Raw genomic sequence first — 25,578 nt, forward strand, 5'->3', positions numbered from 1 at the left:
GCAGCAGCGCCCCTGTCGCCCGGAGCTCCGGCCGTGGTCCTCGCCTCCGGCGCGGTGGCGATGTCAGCCGGAATCTCGGCATCGGCCGGCCCACCTGCGACCGGCGCATCGGCCGGAGTGCTGGCCGCGGTCGTCGCCTCCGGCGCCGTGGCGATGTCGGGCGCGATCTCGGCGTCGGCCGGGGCGGGGGGCGTGCTCGGCGCGGCAGTCCCGCCCGGCCTGGGCGCCGAACCCCGCTTGGGCGCCGCGGCCGCCCGGGGACCCGCCGGGGCCTTCTTGGCCGGGCCGCTGGAGTTCTGCCTTTTACTCATGGGGTTCCTGCCAATCGGTGCAAGGAGGCAAGCGGGATGGGAAGCCAGTTGGGACGGTTGCGGGCCTCGTACACCGACTCGTAGACCGCCTTGTCGGCCTCGAAGGCGCGCAACAGCACGGCCGCTTCCTTGGGGTCCTGGCCGCCGCCCTCGGCGTAGCCGGCGCAGAACGCCGCGCGATTGCGCTCGGCCCACTCGGCGGCCCGGAACTCCGACTGCGGCGTGCTGCCCATGTCGATCAGCTGGTGCCTGGCCGCGTAGTCGAAGCTGCGCAGCATGCCGGCGACATCGCGGATGGGGGAGTCGTGCGCCTGCCGGTCGCTGATGCTCTTGGCCGGCTCGCCCTCGAAGTCCAGGATCACCCAGCGGTGCGCGGTCCGCAGCACCTGACCCAGGTGCAGGTCGCCGTGTACCCGCTGCGCCGGCACCTTGCCGGGCAGCTCGGCGAACTCGGTGTAGGCCTCCCGCAAGCCGTCGGCCACCTCGGCCAGCTCCGGCACCTCGACCAGCGCCGCGGTCAGCCGGGCGTTCATGGCGGCGGCCCGATCGGTCAGATCTGCCTTGTCGAGCACGGTGGCGCCGAACGCGGTCGCGAGGTCGGCATGCACCTCGGCGGTCGAGATCCCGAGCCGGTGGGCCTCGGCGGCGAAGTCACCGCCGGCCTCCTCGGCATGCAGGTCGGCCTCGGCCATCAGGTCTCGCACGCTGCTGGTGGCCAGCTGCCAGCCGTCCGAGGCCGTGGTCATGTACTCCTGCAGCATCGCCAGGCTCCAGGTCTGGGAGTCCAGCTCGGCACTCACATACCCCATCAGCTTGGCCACGTGCCGCCCGCCCAGCTTGCCGAGCGCGGCATGGATCTCGATGTCAGGGTTCAGGCCCGCCTCCAGCCGCCGGAACACCTTCATGATGGCGGCGTCACCGAAGACCAGCGAGGTGTTGGACTGCTCGGAGGTCAGGGCCAGGCTCGGCTCGGACACCGGGATCTCCCCGGGATCGGCGACCCGGACGAAGCTCACCCCGTCCACCGTGCTCTCCTCGGCCATCGCCCGCAGCCACAGGCCGGTGACCTCCTTGTCGTGCAGGGCGTCATACAGCTCGATCGGCGGGCCGCCGTCGGCGTCGGCCACCGAGCCCACGAAGGCGTGGCTCAACTGCTCGACCGCCTCGGCGCGCATCACCAGCGGCACCTGGTAGTGCTCGATGCCCTCGGCGTAGCTGACGTCGGCCAGCCAGATCTGCACCGGGTACGGCTGGTCGGTCAGGGTGGCCAGCAGCCTGGCCTCGATCGTCGAGGCCCGCGACTTGCCCGCGAACCAGCGCTGGCGCCCCATCCACTCCCGCAGCACCCGGGTCACCTCAGCGGTATCGACCCTCATCGGACTGCCTCCTCCTGGTCCGGGCCGGCCGGCTCGGGGCCGCCCTCGTGCTCCTGGCCGGCGGGCGCCCCGTGCGTCCGCTCGGCCCACTCCAGGACACCCTCCGGCCAGTCCGAGCTCAGCGAGCCCTCGGGCGCCGGCAGGCCGCTGCGGAATCCCTGCTGGTGCACCGGGATGCGCAGCCAGTAGAAGCCGTGGCCGGCCACCGTGAGCAGGTAGGGCAGCTCGCCGATCGCCGGGAAGTGGCTGCCGCCGGTCATCTCGATCGGCTCGACGCCCTGCCAGGGACGCAGGTCCAGCTCCACCGCCTGCGGGAACCGCGAGAGGTTGTTCACGCAGAGCACCACGTCGTCGCCGAAGGCGCGGACGAAGGACAGCACGCACGGGTTGGACCCGCCGAGGTCGGTGAAGGTGCCGAGCCCGAACGCGGGATTGGCCTTGCGCAGCCCGATCATGCGCCGGGTCCAGTGCAGCAGCGAGGAGGTGTTGCGGGTCTGGGACTCGACGTTGGTGACCTGGTAGCCGTAGATCGAGTCGAGGTTGACCGGCAGGTACAGCCGGCCCGGATCGCAGTTGGAGAAGCCGGCGTTGCGGTCGGGCGTCCACTGCATCGGGGTGCGCACCCCGTCCCGGTCGCCGAGCCAGATGTTGTCGCCCATCCCGATCTCGTCGCCGTAGTACAGCACCGGCGAGCCGGGCAGCGACAGCAGCAGCGCGGTGAACAGCTCGATCCGGTTCAGGTCGTTGTCCAGCAGCGGGGCCAGCCGCCGGCGGATGCCGATGTTGGCCTTCATCCGCGGGTCCTGGGCGTACTCGCTCCACATGTAGTCGCGTTCCTCGTCGGTGACCATCTCCAGGGTCAGCTCGTCGTGGTTGCGCAGGAAGATCCCCCACTGGCACTTGTCCGGGATGGGCGGCGTCTGGGCCAGGATCTCCGAGATCGGGTAGCGGCTCTCCCGGCGGACCGCCATGAAGATGCGCGGCATCACCGGGAAGTGGAAGGCCATGTGGCACTCGTCGCCGCCGACGGAGTAGTCGCCGAAGTACTCCACGACGTCGTCGGGCCACTGGTTGGCCTCGCAGAGCAGCACCCGGTCGGGGTAGTTGGCGTCGACCTCCTTGCGTACCCGCTTGAGCACCTCGTGGGTCTCCGGCAGGTTCTCCCCGTTCGTGCCGTCCCGGACGAACAGGTAGGGCACCGCATCGAGGCGGAAGCCGTCGATCCCGAGATCCAGCCAGAACCGCAGCGCATCCATGATCGCGTCCACCACGGCCGGGTTGTCGAAGTTGAGGTCCGGCTGGTGGGAGAAGAACCGGTGCCAGAAGTACTGCCTGCGCACCGGGTCGAAGGTCCAGTTGGACGGCTCGGTGTCGACGAAGATGATCCGGGCCTCGGGATAGCGGGTGTCGTCGTCGGCCCAGACGTAGAAGTCGCCGTACGGGCCGTCGGGATCGCGGCGCGACTCCTGGAACCACGGGTGCTGATCGGAGGTGTGGTTCATGACGAAGTCGATGATCACCCGGATGCCCCGGTCGTGGGCGGCGTTGAGGAATTCGCGGAAGTCCTCGATGGTGCCGAACTCGGGCAGCACGTCGGTGTAGTCGGCGACGTCGTAGCCGCCGTCACGCAGCGGCGAAGGATAGAACGGCGGCAGCCACAGGCAGTCGACGCCGAGCCACTGCAGGTAATCCAGCTTGCCGGTCAGCCCCTTGAGGTCGCCGGTGCCGTCGCCGTTGGAATCGGCGAAGCCGCGTACCAGGACCTCGTAGAACACCGCTCGCTTGAACCACTCCGGATCGGGCACGGCGGAGACGGGGTGGTTTCGCTCGGTTTCCATGCCGACGCTCCTCAGGCTCTCGGTGGCTGCGCTGCTGGGCCGCCGGCCGCGGCGGGGGCCCAGCAGCGAGTCTGCCACGTGGTGTAAACGCTCACAGGGCCGCTCCCGCCGGGCAGCCGCGCATCCTGGCTCAACCCACCCGGACGATCGCCGCCGACTCCGCCGCCAGCCGCACGGAGGCATCGTCGGCAGAGCTGCCGCCTGCAGAGCCGGACAGGCTGGCGGCATCGGTGGCCAGCACGATCTCGACGGCGCCCGGGACGGGCACGCTCCGCTGCTCCCCGGCCAGGTTGGCCACCACCCGCAACTCGCCGCGGCGCACCACCAGCCAGCCCTGGTCCTCGTCGAAGTCCACCTGGACGGTGTTGAGCCAGGGATCGGCAAGGCTCGGCTCGTCCCGGCGCAGCCGGATCAGGGTCCGGTACAGCTCGAGCATCTCCGCGTGCGCGCCGGTCTCGGACTCTGCCCAGTTCAGCACCGAGTCGTAATAGGCGGCCGGGTCCTGCGGGTCCACCATGGCCGAGACATCCCAGCCGTGGTCGGCGAATTCGGCGATCCGGCCCTCGCTGACCGCCTTGGCCAGCTCCGGCTGCGGATGCGAGGTGAAGAACGGCCACCGGGTGCTGGCCGCCCACTCCTCACCCATCCAGAGCATCGGGGTGAACGGCGAGCTGAGCAGCAGCACCGCGCCGATCTTGAGCCTGCCGGGGCTGGTGATCTCCGGCAGCCGGTCGCCGGCGGCGCGGTTGCCGACCTGGTCGTGGTCCTGCAGGAAGGTGACGAACCGCCAGCCCGGCACCTGCTCGGTGTCCACCGGCTTGCCGTGGTCGCGGCCGCGGAAGGAGGAGTAGGTGCCGTCGTGGAAGAACGCCCGGGTGAACACCTTGGCCAGGCTCGGCAGCGAGCCGAAGTCGGCGTAGTAGCCGTGCCGCTCGCCGGAGAGCATCGCGTGCAGGACGTGGTGGACGTCGTCGTCCCACTGCGCGTCCAGGCCGTAACCGCCTTGCTCGCGCGGGGTGATCAGCATCGCGTCGTTGAGGTCGGACTCGGCGATCAGCGGCAGCGGCCGGCCGACGGAGGCGCTGAGCTCGGCCACCTCGATGGCCAGCTGCTTGAGCAGGTGGGTCTCGGAGGAGTCCACCAGGGCGTGCACCGCGTCCAGCCGCAGGCCGTCGATGTGGAAGTCGCGCAGCCACATCAGCGCGTTGTCCACGATGTAGCGGCGGACCTCCTCGCTGCCGGGGCCGTCCAGGTTGACCAGGTCGCCCCAGGTGTTGCGGCCGGTCTTGAGGTAGGGCCCGAAGTTGGGCAGGTAGTTGCCGCTGGGGCCGAGGTGGTTGTAGACGACGTCCAGGAGAACTGCCAGGCCGCGGCCGTGGCAGGCGTCGACGAACCGCTTGAGCGCGTCCGGGCCGCCGTACGGCTCGTGCACGGCGTACCAGGCGACCCCGTCGTAGCCCCAGTTCCAGACCCCGTTGACCGCGTTCAGCGGCAGCAGCTCGACGTGGCTGATGCCCAGGGACACCAGGTGATCCAGCCGCTCGATGGCCGAGTCCAGGATGGCGCCGGGGGTGAAGGTGCCCACGTGCATCTCGTAGATCACCGCGCCGGGCAGCTGCCGGCCGGCCCAACTCCCGTCCTGCCAGCGGTGTGCGGTGTCGTCGTAGACCTCGGTCAGGCCGTGCACGCCGTCGGGCAGCCGCTGCGAGCGCGGGTCCGGAACCGGGGTGTCGGAGTCGTCGAGCAGGTAGCCGTACCGGGTGCCCGGCGTCAGGTCGGCGTCCAGCTGCCACCAGCCCGGCCGGGCCGGGTCGGGGGCCAGCTCCTGGATTCGGCCGCCGTCGCCGAGAACTGCCCGGACCTGGCTGGTCTTCGGTGCCCACACTGCGGGTCGCATCCTCGTCCTCGCCTCGCGTTCTTGCTGTCGATCCTCTGAGCCTGGGTGTTCAGGCCGTGTCGCTGGTTGCTGCGGTACTCGGGGTGCTCAGTCCTCGGCCGGAGTGAGGAACGCCACCGGATAGCGCCGCAGCAGCTCGGCCATCGCGACCGCGCCCTGGTGCTGCTCGCCGGTGAGCTGGTCGAGGTAGCGTCCCGGTCCCAGCTCGAGCACGGTGTCCTGCCAGCCCCCGGCGCGCTGCAGGCCGACCGGCAGCCGGGTGGCCACCGCGACGGCGCCGCCCCGGTCGAAGGCCACGGCGTGCTCGGCGGCCGGGCCGGAGACGGTCAGCGGCAAGTAGCTGCTGAACCGCTCCGGATGCGCCCGGCGCTCGCGCAGCACCCGGCTGGTCAGCCACAGCTTCGCAGCGCCGGCCTGCTCCAGCGGCGGGGTGCTGCAGGAGCCGTCGTCGAAGCCGGCCAGCAACTGCCGGCGCAGCTCGAAGTCCACCGGCCGCCGGTTGTCCGGGTCGACCAGGGAGTAGTCGTAGAGCTCGGTGCCCTGGTAGACGTCCGGAATCCCGGGCATGGCCAGCTGCACCAGCTTCTGGGACAGGCTGTTGGACCAGCCGTACGGGGTGATCTCGGCGAGCAGCTCATCGAGCAGCCCGTGCACGTCCGGGTCGTCATAGGCCCGGTCCACCGCCTGGTGCACCGCCGCCTCGAACCCGGCGTCCTGATCGCGCCAGCCGGTGCCCTCGGCCGCCTCGCGCATCGCCTTCTCGGCGTAGGCGTGCATCCTGGCTCGCTCGATCCAGCCGGCCCCGGCGAAGCTCTGCCAGAGCAGGTACCCGAAGGCCTGCCGCGGGATGGGGCTGGCGGCCAGCAGCCGCTCGGCGACGCCGTACCAGCGCTCGCCCAGCTCGGGCAGCACCGCCAGCCGGGCCCGGACGTCCTCGCTGCGCTTGGTGTCATGGGTGGACAGCGTCGTCATCGACTCCGGCAGCAGCCGCTGGCGCTGGAGCTGGGCGGCATGGAACTCGGCGGTGGTGCTGCCGAAGCCACCGGGGTCGCCACCCACCTCGTTGAGGCCGACCGCCCGGTTGTAGCGGTAGTAGGCGGTGTCCTCGACGCCCTTGGCCATGATCGCGCCGGTCGCCTGCTCGAACCGGATGCTGATCTCGGTGCCGGCATCGGACAGCAGCGGCAGCAGGTTGGTGATGGCGCCCCGGAGTTCGGGGCGCCGGCTGGCAGCCAGCTCGGCGGCAGCGTCGAGCTGCTCGGCGCCGATCGGGTGGTAGGAGCGGTAGACCCCGAAGCCGACGGCCAGCTCGGTCAACGCCCGGACCACCTCCTCGTCGCTGTCCGGCAGCGTGGGCTGGGCGTGCCGGACGGCCCGGGTGATGCGCAGCAGCTCGGCATGCAGGATGGTGTCGGCGACCATCCGCTTGCCCTGTTCCAGGTGCTCCTCCCAGGTCCGCCGGTCGCCGGTCAGCTCGGCGTAGCGGCGGCTGACCTCGACCTCGGCCGCCGGGTCGTAGAGCAGGTTGTTCACCTCGGCCAGGGCGTCGTAGCCGGTGGTGCCGGCCACCGGCCAGCCGGCGGGCAGCCGCTCACCGGGCTCGGTGATCTTCTCCACGGTGATCCAGCTGTCCGGCGCGGCGGCGGCCAGCCGGTCCAGGTACCCGGCCGGGTCGGCCAGGCCGTCCGGATGGTCGATCCGGATGCCCTGGACGTCGCCGTCGCGCACCCAGCGCAGGATCTCGGCATGGCTGGCGTCGAATACCGCCGGGTCCTCGACCCGGATGCCGGCCAGCTCGGTGACGGCGAAGAACCGGCGGTAGTTCTGCTCGTTGTCCGCCCGCCGGTAGCCGATCAGCTCGTAGTGCTGGCGGGCGTGCACCTCGGCTGCGGTGTCGCCGGGCTTGGCGGTGCCCTCGGCGATCGGGAACCGGTGCTCGAAGTAGCGCAGCTCGCCACTGGGACCGGTGAGGCTCACGCTGAGCTGATCATCTGTCGCGTCATCGCCCAGCACCGGCAGCTTGATCCGGCCGTTGCCGGCCTTCCAGTCGACGTCGAACCAGGCCGCGTACTCCGAGTCCTGCCCGTCGCGCAGCAGCTGCCACCAGGCCTCGTTCTGGGCGGCGTCGGCCACTCCCATGTGATTGGGGACGATGTCCACCACGGTCTGCAGGCCGAGCTCTCGGGCGGTCGCGGCCAGCGCCACCCGGCCCTGCTCGCCACCGCGCTCGGGATCGACCTGGCGGTGGCTGACGATGTCGTAGCCGTGGTCGGAGCCCGAGGTGGCCTGCAGGATCGGCGACAGGTAGATCGCCGAGACCCCGACCGAGCGCAGGTAGTCGGCCAGCTCCGCCGCGGCGGACAGCGAGAACTGGCCGCGGATCTGCAAGCGGTAGGTGGAGCTCGGGACGGCGGCGCCCCGGGTCATTCGCCCAGGCTCCGCAGCACCACCATGGTCCGAGGCTGCACGGTGACGGTGGCCCCGGGAAGGATCGGCTTGACGTCGGCCTCCTCCTCGACGCCGGAGAGGGCGGTGTCGAGCACCACCTGCCAGGACGAGTGCTCCAGTTCCGGGGGCGGAGTGAACTCGATCGGCTCGTGATGGGCGGAGAAGCACAGGATGAACGAGTCGTCGGAAACCCGGCTGCCGCGGTCATCGGTGTCCGGGATGGCGTCGCCGTTGAGGAACACCGCGACTGCCCGGCCGAAGCCGGCGCCCCAGTCGTCCTCGGTCATCTCGCTGCCGTCCGGACGCAGCCAGGCGATGTCGGGCAGTGGCGCGCCTTCGCCCTGGCGCTTGACCGGCCGCCCGTCGAAGAATCGCCGGCGGCGGAACATCGGGTGGTCACGGCGCAGCTGGGTCACCGCGCGGGTGAAGGCCATCAGGTCGGCGTCGGCGGCCTCCCAGTCGATCCAGGTCAGCTCGTTGTCCTGGCAGTAGCCGTTGTTGTTGCCGTGCTGGGTCCGGCCGAGCTCGTCGCCGTGGCAGATCATCGGCACGCCCTGGGACAGGAACAGCGTGGCGAGGAAGTTGCGCTGCTGGCGGGCGCGCAGCTCCAGGATCTCGGGGTCGTCGGACGGGCCCTCGACTCCGCAGTTCCAGGACCGGTTGTGGCTCTCGCCGTCGTTGTTGTCCTCGCCGTTGGCCTCGTTGTGCTTCTCGTTGTAGGAGACCAGGTCGCGCAGGGTGAACCCGTCGTGCGCGGTGACGAAGTTGATGCTGGCCACCGGCCGCCGCGCGGAGTGCTCGTAGAGGTCGGCCGAGCCGGTCAGCCGGGCCGCGAACTCGCCGATGGTGGCGGGCTCGCCGCGCCAGAAGTCCCGGACGGTGTCGCGGTACTTGCCGTTCCACTCGGTCCATTGCGGCGGGAAGTTGCCGACCTGGTACCCGCCCGGGCCGATGTCCCACGGCTCGGCGATCAGCTTCACCTGGCTGACCGTCGGGTCCTGCTGGACGAGTTCGAAGAAGCTCGACAGCCGGTCGACGTCGTAGAACTCCCGGGCCAGGGTGGCCGCGAGGTCGAAGCGGAAGCCGTCGACGTGCATCTCGGTGACCCAGTAGCGCAGCGAGTCCATGATCAGCTGCAGCGAGTGCGGGTGCCGGACGTTGAGGCTGTTGCCGGTGCCGGTGTAGTCGGTGTAGTAGCGCTGGTCGCTCTCCTCCAGCCGGTAGTAGGCGGCGTTGTCGATGCCGCGGAAGCTCACCGTCGGGCCCAGGTGGTTGCCTTCGGCCGTGTGGTTGTAGACGACGTCCAGGATGACTTCGATGTCGGCGGCGTGCAGCGCGCGGACCATCGCCTTGAACTCCTGCACCTGGCCGCCCGGGGTGCGCGAGGAGCTGTACTTGGAGTCCGGCGCCAGGAAGCCGATGGTGTTGTAGCCCCAGTAGTTGGTCAGGCCCCGGTCGAGCAGGATCGCGTCGTTGGCGAAGTGGTGCACCGGCATCAGCTCGATCGCGGTCACCCCCATCGACTGCAGGTGCTCGATGATCACCGGATGCGCCACCCCGGCGTAGGTGCCCCGCATCTCTTCGGGCAGGTCCGGGTGCCGCTGGGTGAGGCCCTTGACGTGCGCCTCGTAGATGACGGTGTCGGCGTACTGCCGCTTCGGCGGCCGGTCGACGCCCCAGTCGAAGAACGGGCTGATCACCACCGACTTGGGCATGTGCGCGGCGGAGTCGTCGTCGTTGCGGCTGTCGGGGTCGCCGAAGTTGTAGCCGAACAGCGGCTGGTCCCAGTGGAAGTGACCGTCGATGGCCTTGGCGTAGGGGTCCAGCAGCAGCTTGTTGGGGTTGCACCGCTGGCCGTGCTCGGGGGCGTGCGGGCCGTGCACCCGGTAGCCGTAGAGCTGGCCCGGCTCGATGCCCGGGATGAACGCGTGCCAGACCAGGCCGTCCACCTCGGGGAGGTCGATCCGGGTCTCGGCGCCGTCGGTGTCGAACAGGCACAGCTCGACCCGTGAGGCGACCTCGCTGAACAGCGCGAAGTTGGTGCCTGAACCGTCGTACGTCGCGCCCAGCGGGTACGCGGTGCCTGGCCAGATTTGCATGTGGATCCCCTCGAATCGCGCAAACGCCGAGACCTTCAGCGTTCACCGGATGCTCGCAATTGGCCAGACGAGCGGCGGCTCGTGCATGGCACCGAGCCTCGACCGTCCATCCTAGACCGGGCGGGGGACAGCCTCGGACCCGGCTCCGGGCCCCGCTGGCCACTGGGCTTAGGAGTCGCAGAGACCCTTGGCGTAGCAGCGGAAAGAGCGCTGGCCTACCAGCGCAAAGAGCGCTGGCCTACCAGCGGAATAGAGCGCTGGCGTACCAGCGGAATAGAGGGCTGGCGTAGCAACGGAAAGAGCCCTGGCCTACCAGCCGCGAGACGGCTCGGGGGTTACCGGTCCTGGGTTGGCCGTGCCTGCGCGACGTCGGGAGAGGTGCGGGATCCGCTCGGGTCCGGCGCCGGGCCGGGCAGCGCCGCCGGACCGATCGCGGTGGCGGTTCCAGCGGTGGCCGTGCCGGCGGCGCCGATCCCGGCCGCGGCGGTCGCGGCGGCCAGGCCCTGGTGCGCCAGCACCGACTCCGGGTCCTGGTCGGAGGCGCGCAGGTTGCCGGCCTCGGGCTGCAGGGCGGCCGGGGGCAGGTTCGAGTCGAACCAGCCGTCGGTGGCGATCTTCTCCCCGCCGTCGGCTCCCGAGCCGCCGTTGGCGCCGGGGCCGGTCACGGCCAGCCAGGACGGCGTGCCGTCGCCGTCGCCGGAGCCACCCGTGGAGCCGACCGACCCGGCCAGGCCGGAGAGGCCTTCCAGGGCCTTGGAGAACTCGCTCGGCACGATCCACATCTTGTTGGCGTCGCCCCGCGCGATCTGCGGCAGCGTCTGCAGGTACTGGTAGGCCAGCAGCGCGGGGTCGGGCTTGGCTGCGTGGATGGCGTTGAAGGTGGTCTCGATCGCCTTGGCCTCACCCTGGGCGCTGAGATAGCGGGCGGCCCGCTCGCCCTCGGCGCGCAGGATCTTGGACTGCCGCTCGGCCTCGGCCGACAGGATCGCCGCGGTCTTGGCGCCCTCGGCCGACAGGATCTGCGCGGCCTTCTGGCCCTCGGCCGTCTTGATGGCCGACTCCCGCTGGCCCTCCGCCGTCAGGATGATGGCCCGCTTGTCCCGGTCGGCGCGCATCTGCTTCTCCATCGCGTCCCGGATCGAGGCCGGCGGCTCGATGGCCTTGATCTCGACCCGGGCCACCCGGATGCCCCAGGGTCCGGTCGCCTCGTCCAGCACGCCGCGCAGCTGGGTGTTGATGCCGTCCCGGCTGGTCAGGGTCTGCTCCAGGTTCAGCGAGCCGACCACGTTGCGCAGCGTGGTGATGGTGAGCTGCTCGACGGCCTGGATGTAGTTCTGGATCTCGTAGGTGGCCGCCCGCGGATCGGTGACCTGGAAGTAGATCACCGAGTCGATGCCGACCGTCAGGTTGTCGGAGGTGATCACCGGCTGCGGCGGGAAGCTGACCACCTGCTCGCGCATGTCGATCAGCGGCCGCATCCGGTCCACGAAGGGCAGCAGCACCGCCACGCCCGGCCCCTGGGTGCGGGTGTAGCGGCCCAGCCGCTCGACCACGGCCGCGCGGGCCTGCGGGACGATCCGCACGCTGCGCGTCAGGGTCAGGATTACGAGCACCGCGATGATCAGGACGGCGAACAGGATCCCATCCATGCCGGCTTCCCCCTTGTGTGTGGTGGATCTGTGTGGCTCAGGATGAACTGTCCCAGACGATCGCGGTGGCGCCGGAGATCTCGATCACCTGGACGCTGCTGCCGACCGGGATCACCTGGCTGCTGTCGTAGGCCTTGGCAGACCATTCGCTGCCGCCGAGCCGGACCCGGCCGTCGCGGGCATCGACCTTGCTGGTCACGATCGCCTGGGCGCCGATCAGGGCTTCGACTCCGGTCCGGGCGGTGCCGCTGCTGGTCAGGTGCCGCTTGGCGACCGGCCGGAGGAACAGCAGCAGCGCCAGCGCGCCGGCGATGGCGATCGCGACCTGAGCGGCCGGCGGCAGGCCGGCCGCGGCGCTGATCCCGCCGGCCGCCGCGCCGCCGGCGCACATGATCAGCACCAGGTCCAGCGACAGGGTCTCGGCGCCGGCCAGCACGGCAGCGACGATCAGCCAGATCAGCCAGGCTTGCATGAGCCCATCGAACCATGCGCCCGAGCCGGACGGCACGGCCTTTGGCCCGATACGGGTCATCTCGTTATGACCGGCGTGCTGCGCGCGTGCCTCACAATGAGTCGATGCTCAGCTCGCTGGCCCCGGCCCGCCGCCGTCTGGTGCTGGGCTGCTGCGCCGCCGTCGTGATCGCGGTGATCGCGGTGCTTGCCGGGACGCTCACCCGGGGAGCCGGCCGGGACGCCCTGCCGACGGCCCCGCAGAACCTGCCCGGACCGGTGCTGCTGGTCCCGGGCTACGGCGGCTCGACCAGCGGACTGGGCGTGCTGGCGGCCCGGTTGCGCGAGCAGGGCAAGGACGTCGAGGTCGTCAGCCTGCCCGGCAACGGCCAGGGGGACCTGGCCGCCCAGGCGCAGGCGCTGGCCGCCGCCGCCCGGGGCGCGATCGACCGGACCGGCGCCGCGTCGGTGGACGTGGTGGGCTACTCGGCCGGCGGTGTGGTCGCCCGGCTGTGGTTGAGCCAGGGCCGCGACCGGGCCCCGGTGCGGCGGGTGGTCAGCCTGGGCTCCCCGCAGCACGGCACCCAGCTGGCGAGCATCGGGGCGCTGTTCGCGGGCCAGTGCCCGGCCGCCTGCCAGCAGCTCGACCCGCGCAGCGACCTGCTGGCCGGGCTGAACGCCGGCTCCGGCGATGAGGTGCCGGACGGCCCGGTGTTCGTCTCGCTGTGGTCCAGCAACGACGAGGTGGTCATCCCGCCCAGCTCCGCCGTGCTCGCCGGCGGGATCAACATCGAGATCCAGAGCGTCTGCCCGGCCTCGGCGGTGACCCACGCGCAGTTGCCGACCGATCCGCTGGTGGCGGCCATGGTGGCTGCCGAGCTGCAGTCCTCGCCGGCGGTGCAGCTGACCGCCCGGGACTGCGCCCGGCTCAGCTCGTGACGTCCTTGGTGGTGAAGTTCGCCCAGGCGGCGCCGAGCAGCACGGCGACGTAGACGCCCTGCAGCGCCACCCCGCGCAGCACGTTGCGCCACAGGATCGGGTCGCGGAACAGGTCGATGAACGACAGCCAGTACCGGGTCGGCAGGTAGGGCTGCAGCGCGCGGGAGGCGTCGATGGTCAGCAGCAACGAGGACCCGATCAGGATCGCCAGGGCGCCCATGGTGGCCGACAGCGCCGAGTCGGTCACGGTCGAGAGGAACAGCGCGACCGCGGCGACGCCGAGCATCGAGAACGCGACGTAGCCGATCGCGAGAAGCGTCCGGCCGGCGATCTGGCTCGAGGTCAGGCTGGTGCCCGAGACGCTGGTGACCGCGGCCGACAGCGGCTGGTTGCCGAGCAGCAGCCGGCCCACGAAGTACCCGGTGCTGGCCACCACCACCACCGCCACGCAGACGAAGGCGAAGACCGAGACCAGCTTGGCGACCAGCAACCGGGTCCGCCCGACCGGCCGGATCAGCAGGTAGCGCAGGGTGCCGCCCTGGGCTTCGCCGGCGATGGTGTCACCGGCCACCACGGCCACCGCGATCGGCAGGAACAGCGGCAGCACGATGGCCAGCGCCGCGACGGCGAACAGCGAGCCGTTGGCCAGCACCGCCGACAGGAACGCCGGCCCCTGGCCAGGGCGCGGGCCGACGCCGGTGATGGCCAGCAGGATCGCCACGATGGTCGGCAGCGCGTCGAGCAGCCCGATGGTCATCCAGGTGCGGGGACGGCGGAACAGCTTGAGCAGCTCGACCCGGATCATGGGGCGCTCACCCGGTCGGCGCTGGGCCCGGTCAGCTCCAGCACGGTCTGTTCCAGGCTGCGCCGTTCCGGTCCCAGCTCGCGGACCCGGATGCCCTGGGAGACCAGCAGGGCGTTGACCGCGGCCGGGTCCCCGCCGCGCACCAGCAGCGTCTCGCCGTCGAGGTGCTCGACCCGGCCGTTGAGCACCGCCAGCGCCGCCGTCGGGTCCGGGGTGCGTACCAGGGTGCGTCCGGTCGGGGCCTGCAACTGTTCGAGCTGGGCCTGCACGATCAGCCGGCCGCGGTCCAGCACGCCCACCCGGGTGCACAGCTGCTCCACCTCGGCCAGCAGGTGGCTGGACAGGAAGATCGTGGTGCCGGCGTCGTGCAACTGCAGCAACAGGTCCCGGATCTCGCGGATGCCCTGGGGGTCCAGGCCGTTGGTGGGCTCGTCCAGCACCAGCAGCCGGGGCTTGCGCATCAGCGCCGCGGCCAGGCCGAGCCGCTGCCGCATCCCGAGCGAGTACGCCTTGACCGGCCGCCGCCCCACTCCGCTCAAGCCGACCTGCTCCAGCGCCTCGGCCACCCGGCCGGCCCGGTCCCGGCGGGCGCCGCGGACGTGCCGGGGGCCGCTGGCGTCGAGCAGCTCCAGGTTCGCCCGGCCGGACAGGTGGCCGTAGGCGCCCGGCCCCTCCACCATGGCGCCCACCTGGCCCAGCACCCGGCCGGCTGCTGCTGGGATCGGCTGGCCGAGCAGCTCGATGCTGCCCGAGGTGGCCATCACCAGGCCCAGCAGCATCCGCACCGTGGTGGTCTTGCCGGAGCCGTTCGCGCCGAGGAAGCCGTAGATGTCACCGGGGCGGACGTCCAGGTCGACCGAATCGACCGCGGTCAGCGAGCCGAACCGCTTGGTCAGGCTGTGGGTGGCGATCATCAGGACAGCTCCGGATGGTCGGGCAGCTGGGGAGCGGCGGCGGCCAGCGTCTCGGGGGTGACGGTGCCGACCAGCAGCCACGCGGAGTCCCGGCGGCCGGGCCAGGACAGCAGCAGGTTGAGCGGGCCGACCGACAGGGCCAGCCGCGGCTCGTCCGGGTCGGCGCCGATGGCCTCGGCCAGGTCCCCGCGCAACCCGTAGGCGAGCCGGCCCGGCAGCGGCACCGCGACCAGCTCGGTCACCCCGCGGCCGTACACCCCGACGCTGCCGAGCGTCGGCAGCTGCCGGTTGCGGTCCAGCCCTGCCACCCGGTCCGGCGGCACCACCGCGCCCAGCTGGTCGATGACGGTGACCAGGTCCCGGGTCGCCCGGTCCGACAGCCGGGCGTCGGCCGGCGGGTCGAACGCGGTGGCCGACGCCGGCGGCTCGGCGGGGGAGAAGTCCAGGAAGGTGCTGGCCATCACCGGGGCGCCGGGCTGCTTGCCGTGCACCTCGACCCGCAGCGGCAGGCCGGTGCCGGGGTCGGCCCAGACGTCGACGGCGGCGATGCTGCTGACGGCCTGGTCCGGGGTGATCCGCAGGCCGGGCGCGCTCCGGCCGGCGATCCGGTCTGAGCCGATCCTGCTCGCCTCGCCCGGCTCGGCCTGGCTCAGCAGCCGGCGGCCGAGCTCGGGTGGCAGCAGGTCGGCCGCGGCCGGCAGCCTGACCTGCGGGGCCACCGGCGAGCCGGTCCGGTCCACCGTGTTCGACTCGTAGTCCCAGGTCCAGTCGCCGCTCTCGTCATGGTGGATGTCGACCTCGCCGGCGAAGCTGACCGCGTCGACCCGCCAGTTCGAGCTGGAGCGGTACCAGACCCGCAGCTGGGTGCGGCCGCCGAACAGGTCGGCGAGCGAGCCGAACCGGCTGGTCACCGGCAGCGCCAGTCCGCCGGTCGATTCGGCGTAGCCGCTGTAGGGCCGGCCGGCCGAGGAGGTGATCCGCCGCAGCAGGTCAGCTGCAGAGATGTCGCCGGTCCTGGCGGGCAGCGAGGCCACCACCGACGGCAGCGCGGCCAGCACCGCGGTCGCGGCGAGCACGGCGAGCCAGCGCCGGACGGTGGTCACTCCTCACCGTACGTCAGGCGACCGCAGCTTGTTCGACCGTCCGGTCAATCGCTCGGGCCGATCGCCGCACGCGGGCGCGGCTGCTGCCTGGCGGTGGGCTGCCGGACCCAGCCGGCTGCTGCATAGTGCTTCCTATGGCACATCCGATGACTGACGAGCAGGCCCGAGCGTTCCTGGCCGAGGGCAGCCGCACCGGCAAGCTGGCCACCAGCCGGGCCGATGGCCGACCGCACGTGACGCCGATCTGGTTCGTCCTGGACGGCGACGACCTGGTCTTCATGACCGGCGCGGACACCGTCAAGGGCCGCACCCTGCGCCGGGACCCGCGAGCGGCGCTGACCGTCGATCTGGAGGAGCCGCCGTACGCGTTCGTGATGGTCGAGGGCAGCGTCACGATCTCCGAAGACCTCGAGGAGATGCTGCCGCTGTCGATCGCCATCGCCCGCCGCTACGTCGGCGACGCCGAGGCCGAGCAGTACGGCCGCCGCAACGCGGTCCCGGGCGAGCTGCTGGTCAGGCTGCGGCCGGACAAGATCGTCGCGGTCGCCGACCTGATGGGTTGACCGCGCATGGCGGTGCTGAAGAACGGCCTGCCAGGGCTATGCGATTCAGCACCCTGCGATTCAGCACCCTGCGATTCAGCACCCTGGAGGTCGTGTGCCGGGGTGCTCGACTTCCAGCCCGGCGACCTGGTTGAGTTCGTCGAGGAATGAGCCGAGGGAGATCCATGAAGTACCTAGTCGCCGTCCTCGCCATCGCGGTCGGTGTCGCTGCCGTCGTGTACGGCGAAGGCGATGACTCGCCGGGCCTTCAGGGCATCGGCGGCGTGCTGGTCATCGGCGCTCTTGCGTTCTGCGTGCGGATGGCCCGGCGCAGCAGGTAGCCCGCCTGGACGGGCCCGTATCAGCGCGGCCACACCTTGACGGGGCGGCCGATGGTCACGTCTGGGTGCCGCTTCTGTGCCGGTGGCACCGCCGCTAGCCTGCGCGACATGACCTTTGCCGCCCCTGCAGGCAACTCGATGGACGTCGTCCGGATCGTCCAGGACGTCGTCGGTGACAACCTGATCGGGGCGTACCTGCATGGGTCGGCGGTACTGGGTGGGCTGCGGCCGCGCAGCGACCTGGACGTGCTGTGTGTCGTGTCGGAGCCCACGCATCAGCACGAACGCGCGATGCTCGTGCGAAGGATCATGGCAATCTCGGGCTCGCGGGCAGCGCTCGGCCCGGCCCGGCCGGTCGAGCTGACCATCGTGGTCGGGTCTGACGTCCGTCCGTGGCGCTACCCACCCAGGTGCGACTTCCAGTACGGCGAGTGGCTCCGGGACGAGTACGAGCAGGGCACGGTGCCCTCGCCCTTCGACGATCCGGGCCTCGCGCTGCTGGTGACGATGACGTTGCTGGGCAACCGGCCGCTGGTTGGCCCCCAGCCGGCCGCTCTGCTGGATCCGGTGCCACGCCAGGACCTGGATCGAGCGCTGGTCAGCGATGTGCCCCGCCTCCTCTCGGAGGCCGCGACGGACACCACCAATGTGCTTTTGACGCTGGCCCGCATCTGGCTGACGCTGGCCACCGGGGACATCGCGTCCAAGGACGTGGCCGCCACCTGGGTGCTGGATCGCCTGCCGTCCGAGCGCAGGGCTGCCCTGATCCGCGCTCGGGCGGTGTACCTCGGACATGAGCACGACAGCTGGGACGATCTTCAGCCTGAGGTCAGGCGGCTGGGGGAGGAGCTCGTTCGCGCGATCGACCGGATCGCTGATCGGTAGAACCGCTAGCCGCGCCGGTAAACGCTTATGCGGCTAGCGCGCCGATGACGTGGAAGATAGTGCGGCCCGCAGGCAGGCTCAGGCAGCAGGCGCCGTCGGGTCCGGGGTGGCGATGCTGACCTCGCCGGGCAGGTCCTTCGGCATGAGGATCCAGAGGATCGGGTAGAGCAGCACCGGGCAGCCGGGCAGAACCAGCAGGAGCAGCACGAACAGCAGCCTGGCCGGCCAGGGGTCCAGGCCGATCCTGCGGCCGAGTCCTGCGCAGACCCCGCCGAGGATGCGCCCCTCGCTCGCGCGGGTGAGCCCGTGGCTGCGGAATAGGTTGTGGATGGATCCCATGATCTTCGTTTCCCCTTTGAATGTTTGGTGATCGCCCGCTCGGTGCGGCTCGATGTACCAAGCATCGGTTGAGGGAAGCCTTCTGACCTCCGGGTCGGCCCTGAGATTCACCCTCGCTCTCGCGATCGGCGGGTCAGGGGCAGGCGAGGGTGCAGACCCCCACTGCGCCAGGCCCGCGAGGAGCAGCGTGCCGGCCGAGCCGGTCAGGACCAGACAGGATCAGCGCCCTCGGGTTCGGCGCCGTCGAGGAAACTGCGGACCACCGACAGGAAGCGCTCGGTCTCCTCGACGTGAGGCAGGTGGCTGGATTCGGCGAAGATCCGCCAGCGCACGTCGGGAATCTGCTCGACGAACGGCCGCACCGCGACTGGCGCCGCCTCGTCGTGGTGGCCGGAGATGACCAGGGTGGGGACGTCGATCTGCGGCAGCCGGTCGATGACCGACCAGTCCCGCAGCGAACCGATGCTGTGGAACTCGCTCGGGCCGTTCATCGTGTAGTACACGGTCGGGTTGTCATCGATCGCGGCGAAGCTCACCGCGACCTCAGGTGGATTGGGGACCACCCGGCAGACGTGGCGGTCGTAGTACACCTGCATCGCCTCCCGGTACTCCGGCGACTCCGTGGTTTCCGCCTCCTCGTGTCGGCGCAGGGTCTCCTCGACCTTGGGCGGCAACTCGGCGCGCAGCGAATCTGCCGCCACGGTCCACAGCCGCATCGAAGCCGGCGAGTCGGCGATGACCAGCCGCTGCAGGCCGGCCGGTCGGCGAACCGCGAACTCGGCACCGAGCATGCCGCCCCAGGACTGGCCGAGCAGGTGGTAGGAGTCGGCTATACCCAGGCCCATCAGGAGGGTGTCCAGCTCGGCGACGAAGAGCTCGACCGTCCAGTAGCCCGGATCTGCGTCTGGAAGGTGGGTGGACCTGCCGTTGCCGATCTGGTCGTAGTGGACCACCGGGCGCCCGTCGCGTGCCAGCGCGCTGAGCCGGAGCAGGTAGTCGTGCGTGCAGCCGGGGCCGCCGTGCACGACCACCAGCGGGACGGCTCCGCTGTCGAGATCGCCGGTGACGCGGTACCAGGTCTGTGAGCCGTCGAAGGTGATGACGCCCTCGCGGTCAGCCGGCAGGATGTAGTCGGACAGATGCTCGGTCATTGTGGGAAGCGCTCCTCCTCGTGCCGCCCGGATGGCGTCGCATCCCGAGCCTTGCAGCCCGACGGCGCATCGCGCCAGGCCCGGTCGCAGCTGACTCATCGCGAGTTGAGCCTGTCATTACGCCTTGGCGCCTGGGCGGGGTCGAGCCAGGCCGGGGGATGAACCAGGGCATGCCGTCGAGCATGGTGACGCGCCAGCCATGGCTGTCGATCCGGTCATGGTGGAAGTCGCAGAGCAGGCACAAGTTGTCCAAGTCGGTCCGGCCGCCCTGGGACCACGGCACCACATGGTGCTTCTCGGTCCACTCCGGCGGGTCCGTACAGCCGGGAAACGCGCAGCCCTGGTCCCGCGCGATCAGCGCCAGGGCCTGCTTCTCGGTGGCGCATCGCTGGGTGGTGCCGTAGTTCAGGACGCCGCCCTTGCTGTTGTGCACCACCCAGGCGATGCAGGCCTGGTCGGTTATCCGTAGCGCCTGGTCGACGGACATCTTCTGCCCGAAGCTGGTCGCTGCCAGGCCGGTCCGGGTTTCGAACTGCTCGGCGGTCATGGTGATCAGCACGGTGGCCGGCAGGCCTGCCGACCGGGGGAGCTCCGCTGACCGCAGCGCCATCTTCAACACCGACCGGAACGCGTCATGCATGCGCTGACCGGCGGTGCGCTCGTCGTGGTCGCCATGGGACGCGGGCTTCGGCGCCGCCAGCGAGTGCAGGACGGCGAGCGCCAAGGCGGCTGTCTCGCAATCCAGGTCCGCGGTCAGCCGGTGCATCCCCTCGCCGTTCGGAACGCAGGTCAAGAACCGGCGGCGCTGCTGCCACTGCTCGTCAGCCAGCGTTCCGTCCGGAAGCAGGGTGTCCAGCAGCTGCCTGGCGATTCCGGCAAGGGTGCCGGCGTCGAAGAGTTCGGCCTGTTCGACCAGGAACGTCTCGGCCTTGGCCAACTCGTCGACGGGCAGCCCGGCGCCGCGCAGCTTGCCGAGGCAGCGGATGATCACGTCTGTCTGCTTGGCCGACACCACACCGACGACCCGGGCAGCCGCCAGTACGGGCAGCAGCGGCTCGCCCCTTCCGCCGGACAGCTGCACCCGGACCCCGAGCTCGTGGGCGTGCCTGACCCGCGCTCCGCTCTCCGATGGCGCCAGGTTGAGCAGCCCCGCGACGAACTGACTGGTACCTCTCAGCACGTACCGAGCTGGGATGCCGCGGGCTTCCAACTCCGGGATGGCGACGTTGTCGAAGGCCTCGACCTTGCGGCGAAGCCTCTCCACGGTACGGATCAGGTCCAGCAGTTGGCTCTCATCGAGCGCCGACAGGTCGGCTGTGGCCAACTCGGAAACGGCGGCCAGCGCGGCATCGGCCAGAGCCGGAACCGCACTCGCCAACGCCGTCGTCATACCTGAGATCTAGACCAGGGGTACGACAATACTTATAGCAAAGACCCTATGTACAAAGGACAAACGCCCGAGCGGCGGCACTCTGCCGGGAGCTTGACTGCTCACCCGGCGACTTGCTGGCCTATGACCCGTGACGGGTCGGTCTATGCCCGTGACGGGCTGGTGTATGCCCCTGACGGGCCGGATTACCTACCCAGCCTGAGGCCGACGGCGCACGGTGCGGGTCCGGCGCCGGGATTGTCAACGACGCCGAACGTGGAAGATGTGCGCCGGCTGGTACGGGGTCAGCCGGACGAAGTTGTGCTCGCTCCACTCGTAGTTGGCGCCGCTGATCAGATCGGCCACTCCGAAGCTCTCGTCCCAGCCGATGCCGAGCTCGTTGAGCCGTAGGTGCACCCAGCCTTCGCGGACGTTGTGCGGATCGGTCGAGCAGGTCACCAGAATGGTGTCGCCGGTCGCGGCGTCGCGCTTGGAGAACACCAGGATGCCGTCGTTCTCGCAGGTGTGCAGCCGCAGGTTGCGCAGCTGTTGCAGAGCCGGATGCGCCCGCCGGATCTCGTTCAGCCGCTTGAGGAACGGCGCCAGCGATTCCCCGCGCTCCATCGCGCCCTGCAGGTCCCGGGGTCGCAGCTGGTACTTCTCGGAGTTCAGGTACTCCTCGCTGCCCGGCCGCACCGGAGTGTTCTCGAACAGCTCGTAGCCGGAATAGATGCCGTACGACGGAGCCATCATGGTCGCCAGCACCGCCCGGATCGAGAACGCCGACCGGCCGCCGTTGACCAGGAATTCATTGAGGATGTCAGGAGTGTTGGGAAAGAAGTTCGGGCGCATGTAATCGGCGGCGGCGACCAGCTCCTCGCCGTACTGGCCCAGCTCCCAGGCGGTGTTGCGCCAGGTGAAGTAGGTGTAGCTCTGGGTGAAGCCGATCCGGGCGAGCTCGTGCATCATCGCCGGACGGGTGAAGGCCTCGGCCAGGAAGATCACGTCCGGGTGCTGGGACTTCACGGTGCCGATCAGCCACTGCCAGAAGTTCAGCGGCTTGGTGTGCGGGTTGTCGACCCGGAAGATCTTCACCCCGCGCGAGATCCACAGCAGGGTGATCCGCAGGATCTCCGCGGCCAGTCCCGCCGGGTCGTTGTCGAAGTTCAGCGGGTAGATGTCCTGGTACTTCTTCGGCGGGTTCTCGGCGTAGGCGATGGTGCCGTCGGGCAGCGTGGTGAACCACTCGGGGTGCTCGCTGACCCACGGATGGTCCGGGGCGCACTGCAACGCCAGGTCCAGCGCCACTTCCAGGCCGAGCTCCCGGGCCCGGTTCACGAACGCGGCGAAGTCGGCCTCGGTGCCCAGCTCCGGATGGATCGCGTCGTGGCCGCCCTCGGCCGAGCCGATCGCCCACGGCGAGCCGGTGTCGGTCGGCTTGGCGTTCAGGGTGTTGTTCGGGCCCTTGCGGTTGACCCGCCCGATCGGGTGGATCGGCGGCAGGTACACCACGTCGAACAGCAGGTCGGCGACGTAGTCCAGGTGCTTGGTCGCGTCGGCGAAGGTGCCGTGCCGCAGCGGCCGCGCCGGGTCGTCCGGATCGTTGGCCAGCTCCGCGCCGATCGAGCGGGGGAAGAACTCATACCACGCCCCGTACAGCGCGCGCTGCCGGTCGACCCAGACGCTGTAGCGGGGCGAGCGGGTGATCAGCTCGCGTACCGGGTGGTCGTTGGCCAGCGCCCGGGCTTCCTTGCTCATCGCGCGGGTGATCCGCAGGGGCACGTCGGCTTCGGCCCGGCGCAGGTCGGCCGCCACCGCGCGGGCCAGCTCGGCGGCGTCCGGGCCGGCGCCGGCGGTGATGATGTCGGTCGTGGCCGCCTTGGCGCTATTGAGTCCCTTGCCCACGGCGGTCTTGGCCTGGGCCGGGTCCTTGACCGCTACCGGCCTGGTGGTGGCATCGGACCGACTGGCCACCTCGGCCGCCGGCGCCGCCTTGGACGCCGAGTCCACCGAGCCCGCGGTCTCACCGGCAGCGCTCAGCGCGTCGGCGATCCGGTCGAACAGCCGGGCCCCGATCTCCAGGTCGTTGGCCAGCTCCTCAGCGCTCTGGCCGGCATCGACCTTGACCTCGACGTTGTGGTACCAGGTCGCCAGCGGGTCGCCCCAGGCCTCGACGACGTAGGTCCAGGTGCCGGTGCTGTCGGGCACCACCTCGGTGCGCCACCGGTCCGCCCCGCCAGCGAGCAGCCGCATCCGGTTGAATCCGGCGTCCGCGCCCGACGGCGATCGCCACTGCACGGACGCTGCGACCGCGTCGTGGCCCTCTCGAAAGACCGTCGCCTCGATGCCGATCGGCTCGCCCACCACCGCTCGGGAGGGCAGCTCGCCGTGCGCGATCACCGGATGTAATGAGTTCAGTCCTATGCGTCCGACCACGGAGCCCACCGTATCGTCACCGGCCGGGCATCGTGTGACCGGGCGGCATCGTGTAGTCGAGCCTGGGCCTGTCTGTAAGCGCTACCGCATGCCGCTATCGTGTGGGGAATGAAGGCATTACGACGGCTGACTGTCCGCGCGGCGTTACCGGCCCCGTTGGCTCCGCTGGGCGACATCGTGGCGAACCTCCGGTGGTCCTGGCATCCGGACTCCCTGGACCTGCTCGAATCGGTCGATCCGGAGCTGTGGTCCGAATGCAACGGCGACCCCGCCCGGCTGCTGGGCGGGGTCAGCACCGGCCGGCTGGAGGCGCTGGCCAAGGACCGCAAGTTCCTGCGCCGGCTGCAGGACGTCTCCGACGACCTGCGCGACTACCTGGAGCAGCCGCGCTGGTACCAGCGCCAGCAAGAGGCCGAGCCTGGCTCGCTGCCGAGCTCGGTGGCCTACTTCTCGCCCGAGTTCGGGATCACCGAGGTGCTGCCGCAGTACTCCGGCGGCCTGGGCATCCTGGCCGGTGACCACCTCAAGGCGGCCTCTGACCTCGGCGCGCCGATCATCGGGGTCGGCCTGCTGTACCGCGCCGGCTACTTCTCCCAGTCGCTGTCCCGGGAGGGTTGGCAGCAGGAGCGCTACCCGTCGCTGGATCCACAGGGACTGCCGCTGACCCCGCTGCGCGACAGCGACGGCGCCCCCGCCCGGGTCGCGCTCGCGCTGCCCGAGGACCGCACCCTGCACGCCCAGATCTGGCTCGCCTCGGTCGGCCGGGTGCCGCTGCTGCTGCTGGACTCCGACGTCGAGGAGAACGACGCGGCGGCCCGCGGGGTGACCGACCGGCTGTACGGCGGCGGTCCTGAGCACCGGCTGCTGCAGGAGCTGCTGCTGGGCATCGGCGGCGTGCGCGCGCTGCGGCTGTACTGCGCGATCACCGGGCACCCCGAACCCGAGGTCTTCCACACCAACGAGGGCCACGCCGGCTTCCTGGGCGTCGAGCGGATCAGCGAGCTCAGCGACGGCCCCGCGAAGCTGAGCTTCGACGAGGCGCTGACCGCGGTCCGGGCCGGGACGGTGTTCACCACCCACACTCCGGTGCCGGCCGGCATCGACCGCTTCGACCGCGAGCTGGTCCGCGCCTACCTCGGCCATGTGCCCGCAGTGCCGGTGGACCGGATCCTGGCGCTGGGCGCCGAGGACGACCCGGCCAAGTTCAACATGGCCCACATGGGGCTGCGGCTGGGCCAGCGCGCCAACGGCGTCGCGCAGCTGCACGGCCGGGTCAGCCGGTCGATGTTCAACGACCTGTGGCCGGGCTTCGACGCCCAGGAGGTGCCGATCACCTCGATCACCAACGGCGTCCATGCCCCGACCTGGATGGCGCGGGAGTTCCTTGACCTCGCCGAGCGCACCGTCGGCTCCGACGACCTGGCCTCCGGCGAGGGCTGGGACGCCATCGACCAGATCTCCGACGCCGAGCTGTGGGAGCTCAAGCACGAGCTGCGCGAGCGGCTGGTCGGCGAGATCCGCCGCCGGATCCGGCAGTCCGGCATCGAGCGCGGCTTCTCCGGGGTGGAACTGGCCTGGACCGCGACCGCCTTCGATCCGGACGTGCTGACCATCGGCTTCGCCCGCCGGGTGCCCTCCTACAAGCGGCTGACCCTGATGCTGCGCGACCCGGCCCGGCTGAAGAAGATCCTCACCGATCCCGACCGCCCGGTGCAGATCGTGGTCGCCGGCAAGTCCCATCCGGCCGACGACGGCGGCAAGGAGCTGATCGCCCAGCTCGTCCGGTTCACCGACGACCCCGAGGTTCGCGGCCGGATCGCCTTCCTGCCCGATTACGACATCGGGATGGCCCGTTACCTGTACTGGGGCAGCGACGTCTGGCTGAACAACCCGCTGCGGCCGCTGGAGGCCTGCGGCACGTCCGGCATGAAGGCGGCGCTGAACGGCGGCCTGAACCTGTCCATCAAGGACGGCTGGTGGGACGAGTGGTGCGAGGACGGCAAGAACGGCTGGGAGATCCCGTCGGCGAACGACTCGCTGACCGGCACCACCGATGACCACCGGGACGCGGTCGAGGCCGCCGGGCTCTACGACCTGATCGAGCACCAGGTGGCGCAGCGCTTCTACACCCGCGACGCCAAGGGGATCCCGGCCCAGTGGGTGGCGATGGTGCGCTACACCCTGAAGTCGCTGGGCCCGAAGGTGGTCGCGACGCGCATGGTGCGCGACTACATCCGGCTGCTGTACGCCCCGGCCGGGCAGTCCGCGGCGCTGATGGTGGCCGATGACTTCCGGGCCGCGAAGGACCTGGCCGCGTGGAAGAGCTGGGTGGCCGGCAGCTGGCGGGACGTCGCGGTGCGCCACGTCGACTCCCACGTCGAGGGCGATCCCAGCCTGGGCGGTTTCCTGCAGCTGCGCGCCGAGGTGGCGCTGTCCGGCCTGACCGCCGGCGACGTCGAGGTGCAGGCCGTCTACGGCCCGGTGGATTCGGACAACCGGCTCACCTCGTTCGAGCTGCTGCCGCTGACGCTGGCCGACGAGCGCGACCACACCGGCTTCTTCGCCGGTGACATCCCGCTGAAGAAGGCCGGCCCGTTCGGCTACACCGTCCGGGTGCTGCCCAAGCACAAGCTGCTGGCCAACCTCGCCGAGACCGGGCTGGTCGCCACCGCCAGCCCCGGCTGAT

Annotated in this window: 19 protein-coding genes and 2 pseudogenes; 6 read left to right on the plus strand and 15 right to left on the minus strand. The window is 70.8% G+C overall.

The genetic code is table 11. The annotated features are described in order from the left end of the window. From VF612_RS07700 to VF612_RS07735, 8 genes and pseudogenes are all read right to left on the minus strand, one after another. Positions 1-311: pseudogene (locus VF612_RS07700) on the minus strand (hypothetical protein); the annotation flags it as partial. Next, positions 308-1,687: a maltokinase N-terminal cap-like domain-containing protein gene (locus tag VF612_RS07705; protein WP_408659270.1), complete on the minus strand. Its 1,380-nt coding sequence runs from the start codon at positions 1,685-1,687 to the stop codon at positions 308-310. The gene VF612_RS07705 and the pseudogene VF612_RS07700, both read right to left, overlap by 4 nt. Next, the gene (treS, locus tag VF612_RS07710) at positions 1,684-3,525 is read right to left on the minus strand and encodes a maltose alpha-D-glucosyltransferase (RefSeq protein WP_408659271.1); all 1,842 of its coding nucleotides are present in this window, start codon (positions 3,523-3,525) and stop codon (positions 1,684-1,686) included. The genes VF612_RS07705 and treS overlap by 4 nt, the downstream gene beginning before the upstream one ends. 130 nt (positions 3,526-3,655) lie before the next feature. Continuing rightward, positions 3,656-5,422, minus strand: coding sequence for a malto-oligosyltrehalose trehalohydrolase (treZ, locus tag VF612_RS07715; protein ID WP_408659272.1), 1,767 nt, complete (start codon positions 5,420-5,422; stop codon positions 3,656-3,658). An 87-nt stretch (positions 5,423-5,509) separates the two neighbouring features. Then, positions 5,510-7,849: a malto-oligosyltrehalose synthase gene (gene treY / locus VF612_RS07720; protein ID WP_408659273.1), complete on the minus strand. Its 2,340-nt coding sequence runs from the start codon at positions 7,847-7,849 to the stop codon at positions 5,510-5,512. Beyond that, the gene (gene glgX, locus VF612_RS07725) at positions 7,846-9,969 is read right to left on the minus strand and encodes a glycogen debranching protein GlgX (RefSeq protein WP_408659274.1); all 2,124 of its coding nucleotides are present in this window, start codon (positions 9,967-9,969) and stop codon (positions 7,846-7,848) included. The genes treY and glgX overlap by 4 nt, the downstream gene beginning before the upstream one ends. 335 nt (positions 9,970-10,304) lie before the next feature. Next, positions 10,305-11,618 carry an SPFH domain-containing protein gene (locus tag VF612_RS07730; RefSeq protein ID WP_408659275.1) on the minus strand — a complete coding sequence of 438 codons (1,314 nt, stop codon included), beginning with the start codon at positions 11,616-11,618 and terminating at the stop codon, positions 10,305-10,307. A gap of 37 nt (positions 11,619-11,655) precedes the next feature. Next, positions 11,656-12,090, minus strand: a complete 435-nt coding sequence (locus tag VF612_RS07735) for an NfeD family protein (RefSeq protein WP_408659276.1) — start codon at positions 12,088-12,090, stop codon at positions 11,656-11,658. Between the two features lie 104 nt (positions 12,091-12,194). Here VF612_RS07735 and VF612_RS07740 point away from each other — a divergent pair, with 104 nt between their 5' ends. Continuing rightward, on the plus strand, positions 12,195-13,007 hold the full coding sequence (locus VF612_RS07740) for a lipase family alpha/beta hydrolase (protein ID WP_408659277.1): 813 nt from the start codon (positions 12,195-12,197) through the stop codon (positions 13,005-13,007). Here VF612_RS07740 and VF612_RS07745 read toward each other — a convergent pair. Genes VF612_RS07745 through VF612_RS07755 form a run of 3 tightly spaced genes read right to left on the minus strand, consistent with a single transcriptional unit; the run spans position 12,997 to position 15,829 of the window. Further along, complete coding sequence (locus VF612_RS07745; protein WP_408659278.1) at positions 12,997-13,812, minus strand: ABC transporter permease; 816 nt, start codon at positions 13,810-13,812, stop codon at positions 12,997-12,999. The genes VF612_RS07740 and VF612_RS07745 overlap by 11 nt on opposite strands. Next, the gene (locus VF612_RS07750; RefSeq protein WP_408659279.1) at positions 13,809-14,726 is read right to left on the minus strand and encodes an ABC transporter ATP-binding protein; all 918 of its coding nucleotides are present in this window, start codon (positions 14,724-14,726) and stop codon (positions 13,809-13,811) included. Before VF612_RS07750 ends, VF612_RS07745 begins: the two co-directional genes overlap by 4 nt. Further along, on the minus strand, positions 14,726-15,829 hold the full coding sequence (locus VF612_RS07755) for a transcriptional regulator (protein ID WP_408659280.1): 1,104 nt from the start codon (positions 15,827-15,829) through the stop codon (positions 14,726-14,728). Before VF612_RS07755 ends, VF612_RS07750 begins: the two co-directional genes overlap by 1 nt. Positions 15,830-15,963: 134 nt before the next feature. Here VF612_RS07755 and VF612_RS07760 point away from each other — a divergent pair, with 134 nt between their 5' ends. The 3 genes from VF612_RS07760 to VF612_RS07770 all read left to right on the plus strand — a co-directional run bounded on the left by VF612_RS07760 (position 15,964) and on the right by VF612_RS07770 (position 17,597). Further along, the gene (locus tag VF612_RS07760) at positions 15,964-16,392 is read left to right on the plus strand and encodes a PPOX class F420-dependent oxidoreductase (RefSeq protein ID WP_408659281.1); all 429 of its coding nucleotides are present in this window, start codon (positions 15,964-15,966) and stop codon (positions 16,390-16,392) included. Between the two features lie 164 nt (positions 16,393-16,556). Beyond that, on the plus strand, positions 16,557-16,712 hold the full coding sequence (locus VF612_RS07765; protein WP_408659282.1) for a hypothetical protein: 156 nt from the start codon (positions 16,557-16,559) through the stop codon (positions 16,710-16,712). A 108-nt stretch (positions 16,713-16,820) separates the two neighbouring features. Then, complete coding sequence (locus VF612_RS07770; RefSeq protein ID WP_408659283.1) at positions 16,821-17,597, plus strand: aminoglycoside adenylyltransferase family protein; 777 nt, start codon at positions 16,821-16,823, stop codon at positions 17,595-17,597. A 78-nt stretch (positions 17,598-17,675) separates the two neighbouring features. Here VF612_RS07770 and VF612_RS07775 read toward each other — a convergent pair whose 3' ends face one another. The 3 genes from VF612_RS07775 to VF612_RS07785 form a co-directional block, all read right to left on the minus strand. After that, complete coding sequence (locus VF612_RS07775) at positions 17,676-17,936, minus strand: PspC domain-containing protein (protein WP_408659284.1); 261 nt, start codon at positions 17,934-17,936, stop codon at positions 17,676-17,678. A gap of 203 nt (positions 17,937-18,139) precedes the next feature. Then, on the minus strand, positions 18,140-19,087 hold the full coding sequence (locus VF612_RS07780; protein ID WP_408659285.1) for a proline iminopeptidase-family hydrolase: 948 nt from the start codon (positions 19,085-19,087) through the stop codon (positions 18,140-18,142). Beyond that, complete coding sequence (locus tag VF612_RS07785; protein ID WP_408659286.1) at positions 19,050-20,477, minus strand: HNH endonuclease signature motif containing protein; 1,428 nt, start codon at positions 20,475-20,477, stop codon at positions 19,050-19,052. Before VF612_RS07785 ends, VF612_RS07780 begins: the two co-directional genes overlap by 38 nt. A gap of 74 nt (positions 20,478-20,551) precedes the next feature. Between VF612_RS07785 and VF612_RS07790 the strand changes: the two are divergent. Beyond that, positions 20,552-20,611 (plus strand): annotated as a pseudogene (locus VF612_RS07790) (helix-turn-helix domain-containing protein); the annotation flags it as partial. A gap of 106 nt (positions 20,612-20,717) precedes the next feature. Here the strand turns inward: VF612_RS07790 and VF612_RS07795 are convergent. Continuing rightward, a complete protein-coding gene (locus VF612_RS07795; RefSeq protein ID WP_408659287.1) occupies positions 20,718-22,892 on the minus strand; it encodes an alpha-1,4-glucan--maltose-1-phosphate maltosyltransferase in 2,175 nt (724 codons plus the stop codon). A gap of 108 nt (positions 22,893-23,000) precedes the next feature. Between VF612_RS07795 and glgP the strand changes: the two genes are divergently transcribed. Beyond that, positions 23,001-25,577: an alpha-glucan family phosphorylase gene (glgP, locus tag VF612_RS07800; protein WP_408659288.1), complete on the plus strand. Its 2,577-nt coding sequence runs from the start codon at positions 23,001-23,003 to the stop codon at positions 25,575-25,577. The last annotated feature ends 1 nt before the right edge of the window (position 25,578 follow it).

Source organism: Jatrophihabitans sp. (assembly GCF_036388195.1).
In the GTDB taxonomy this organism is placed as follows: domain Bacteria; phylum Actinomycetota; class Actinomycetes; order Mycobacteriales; family Jatrophihabitantaceae; genus Jatrophihabitans_A.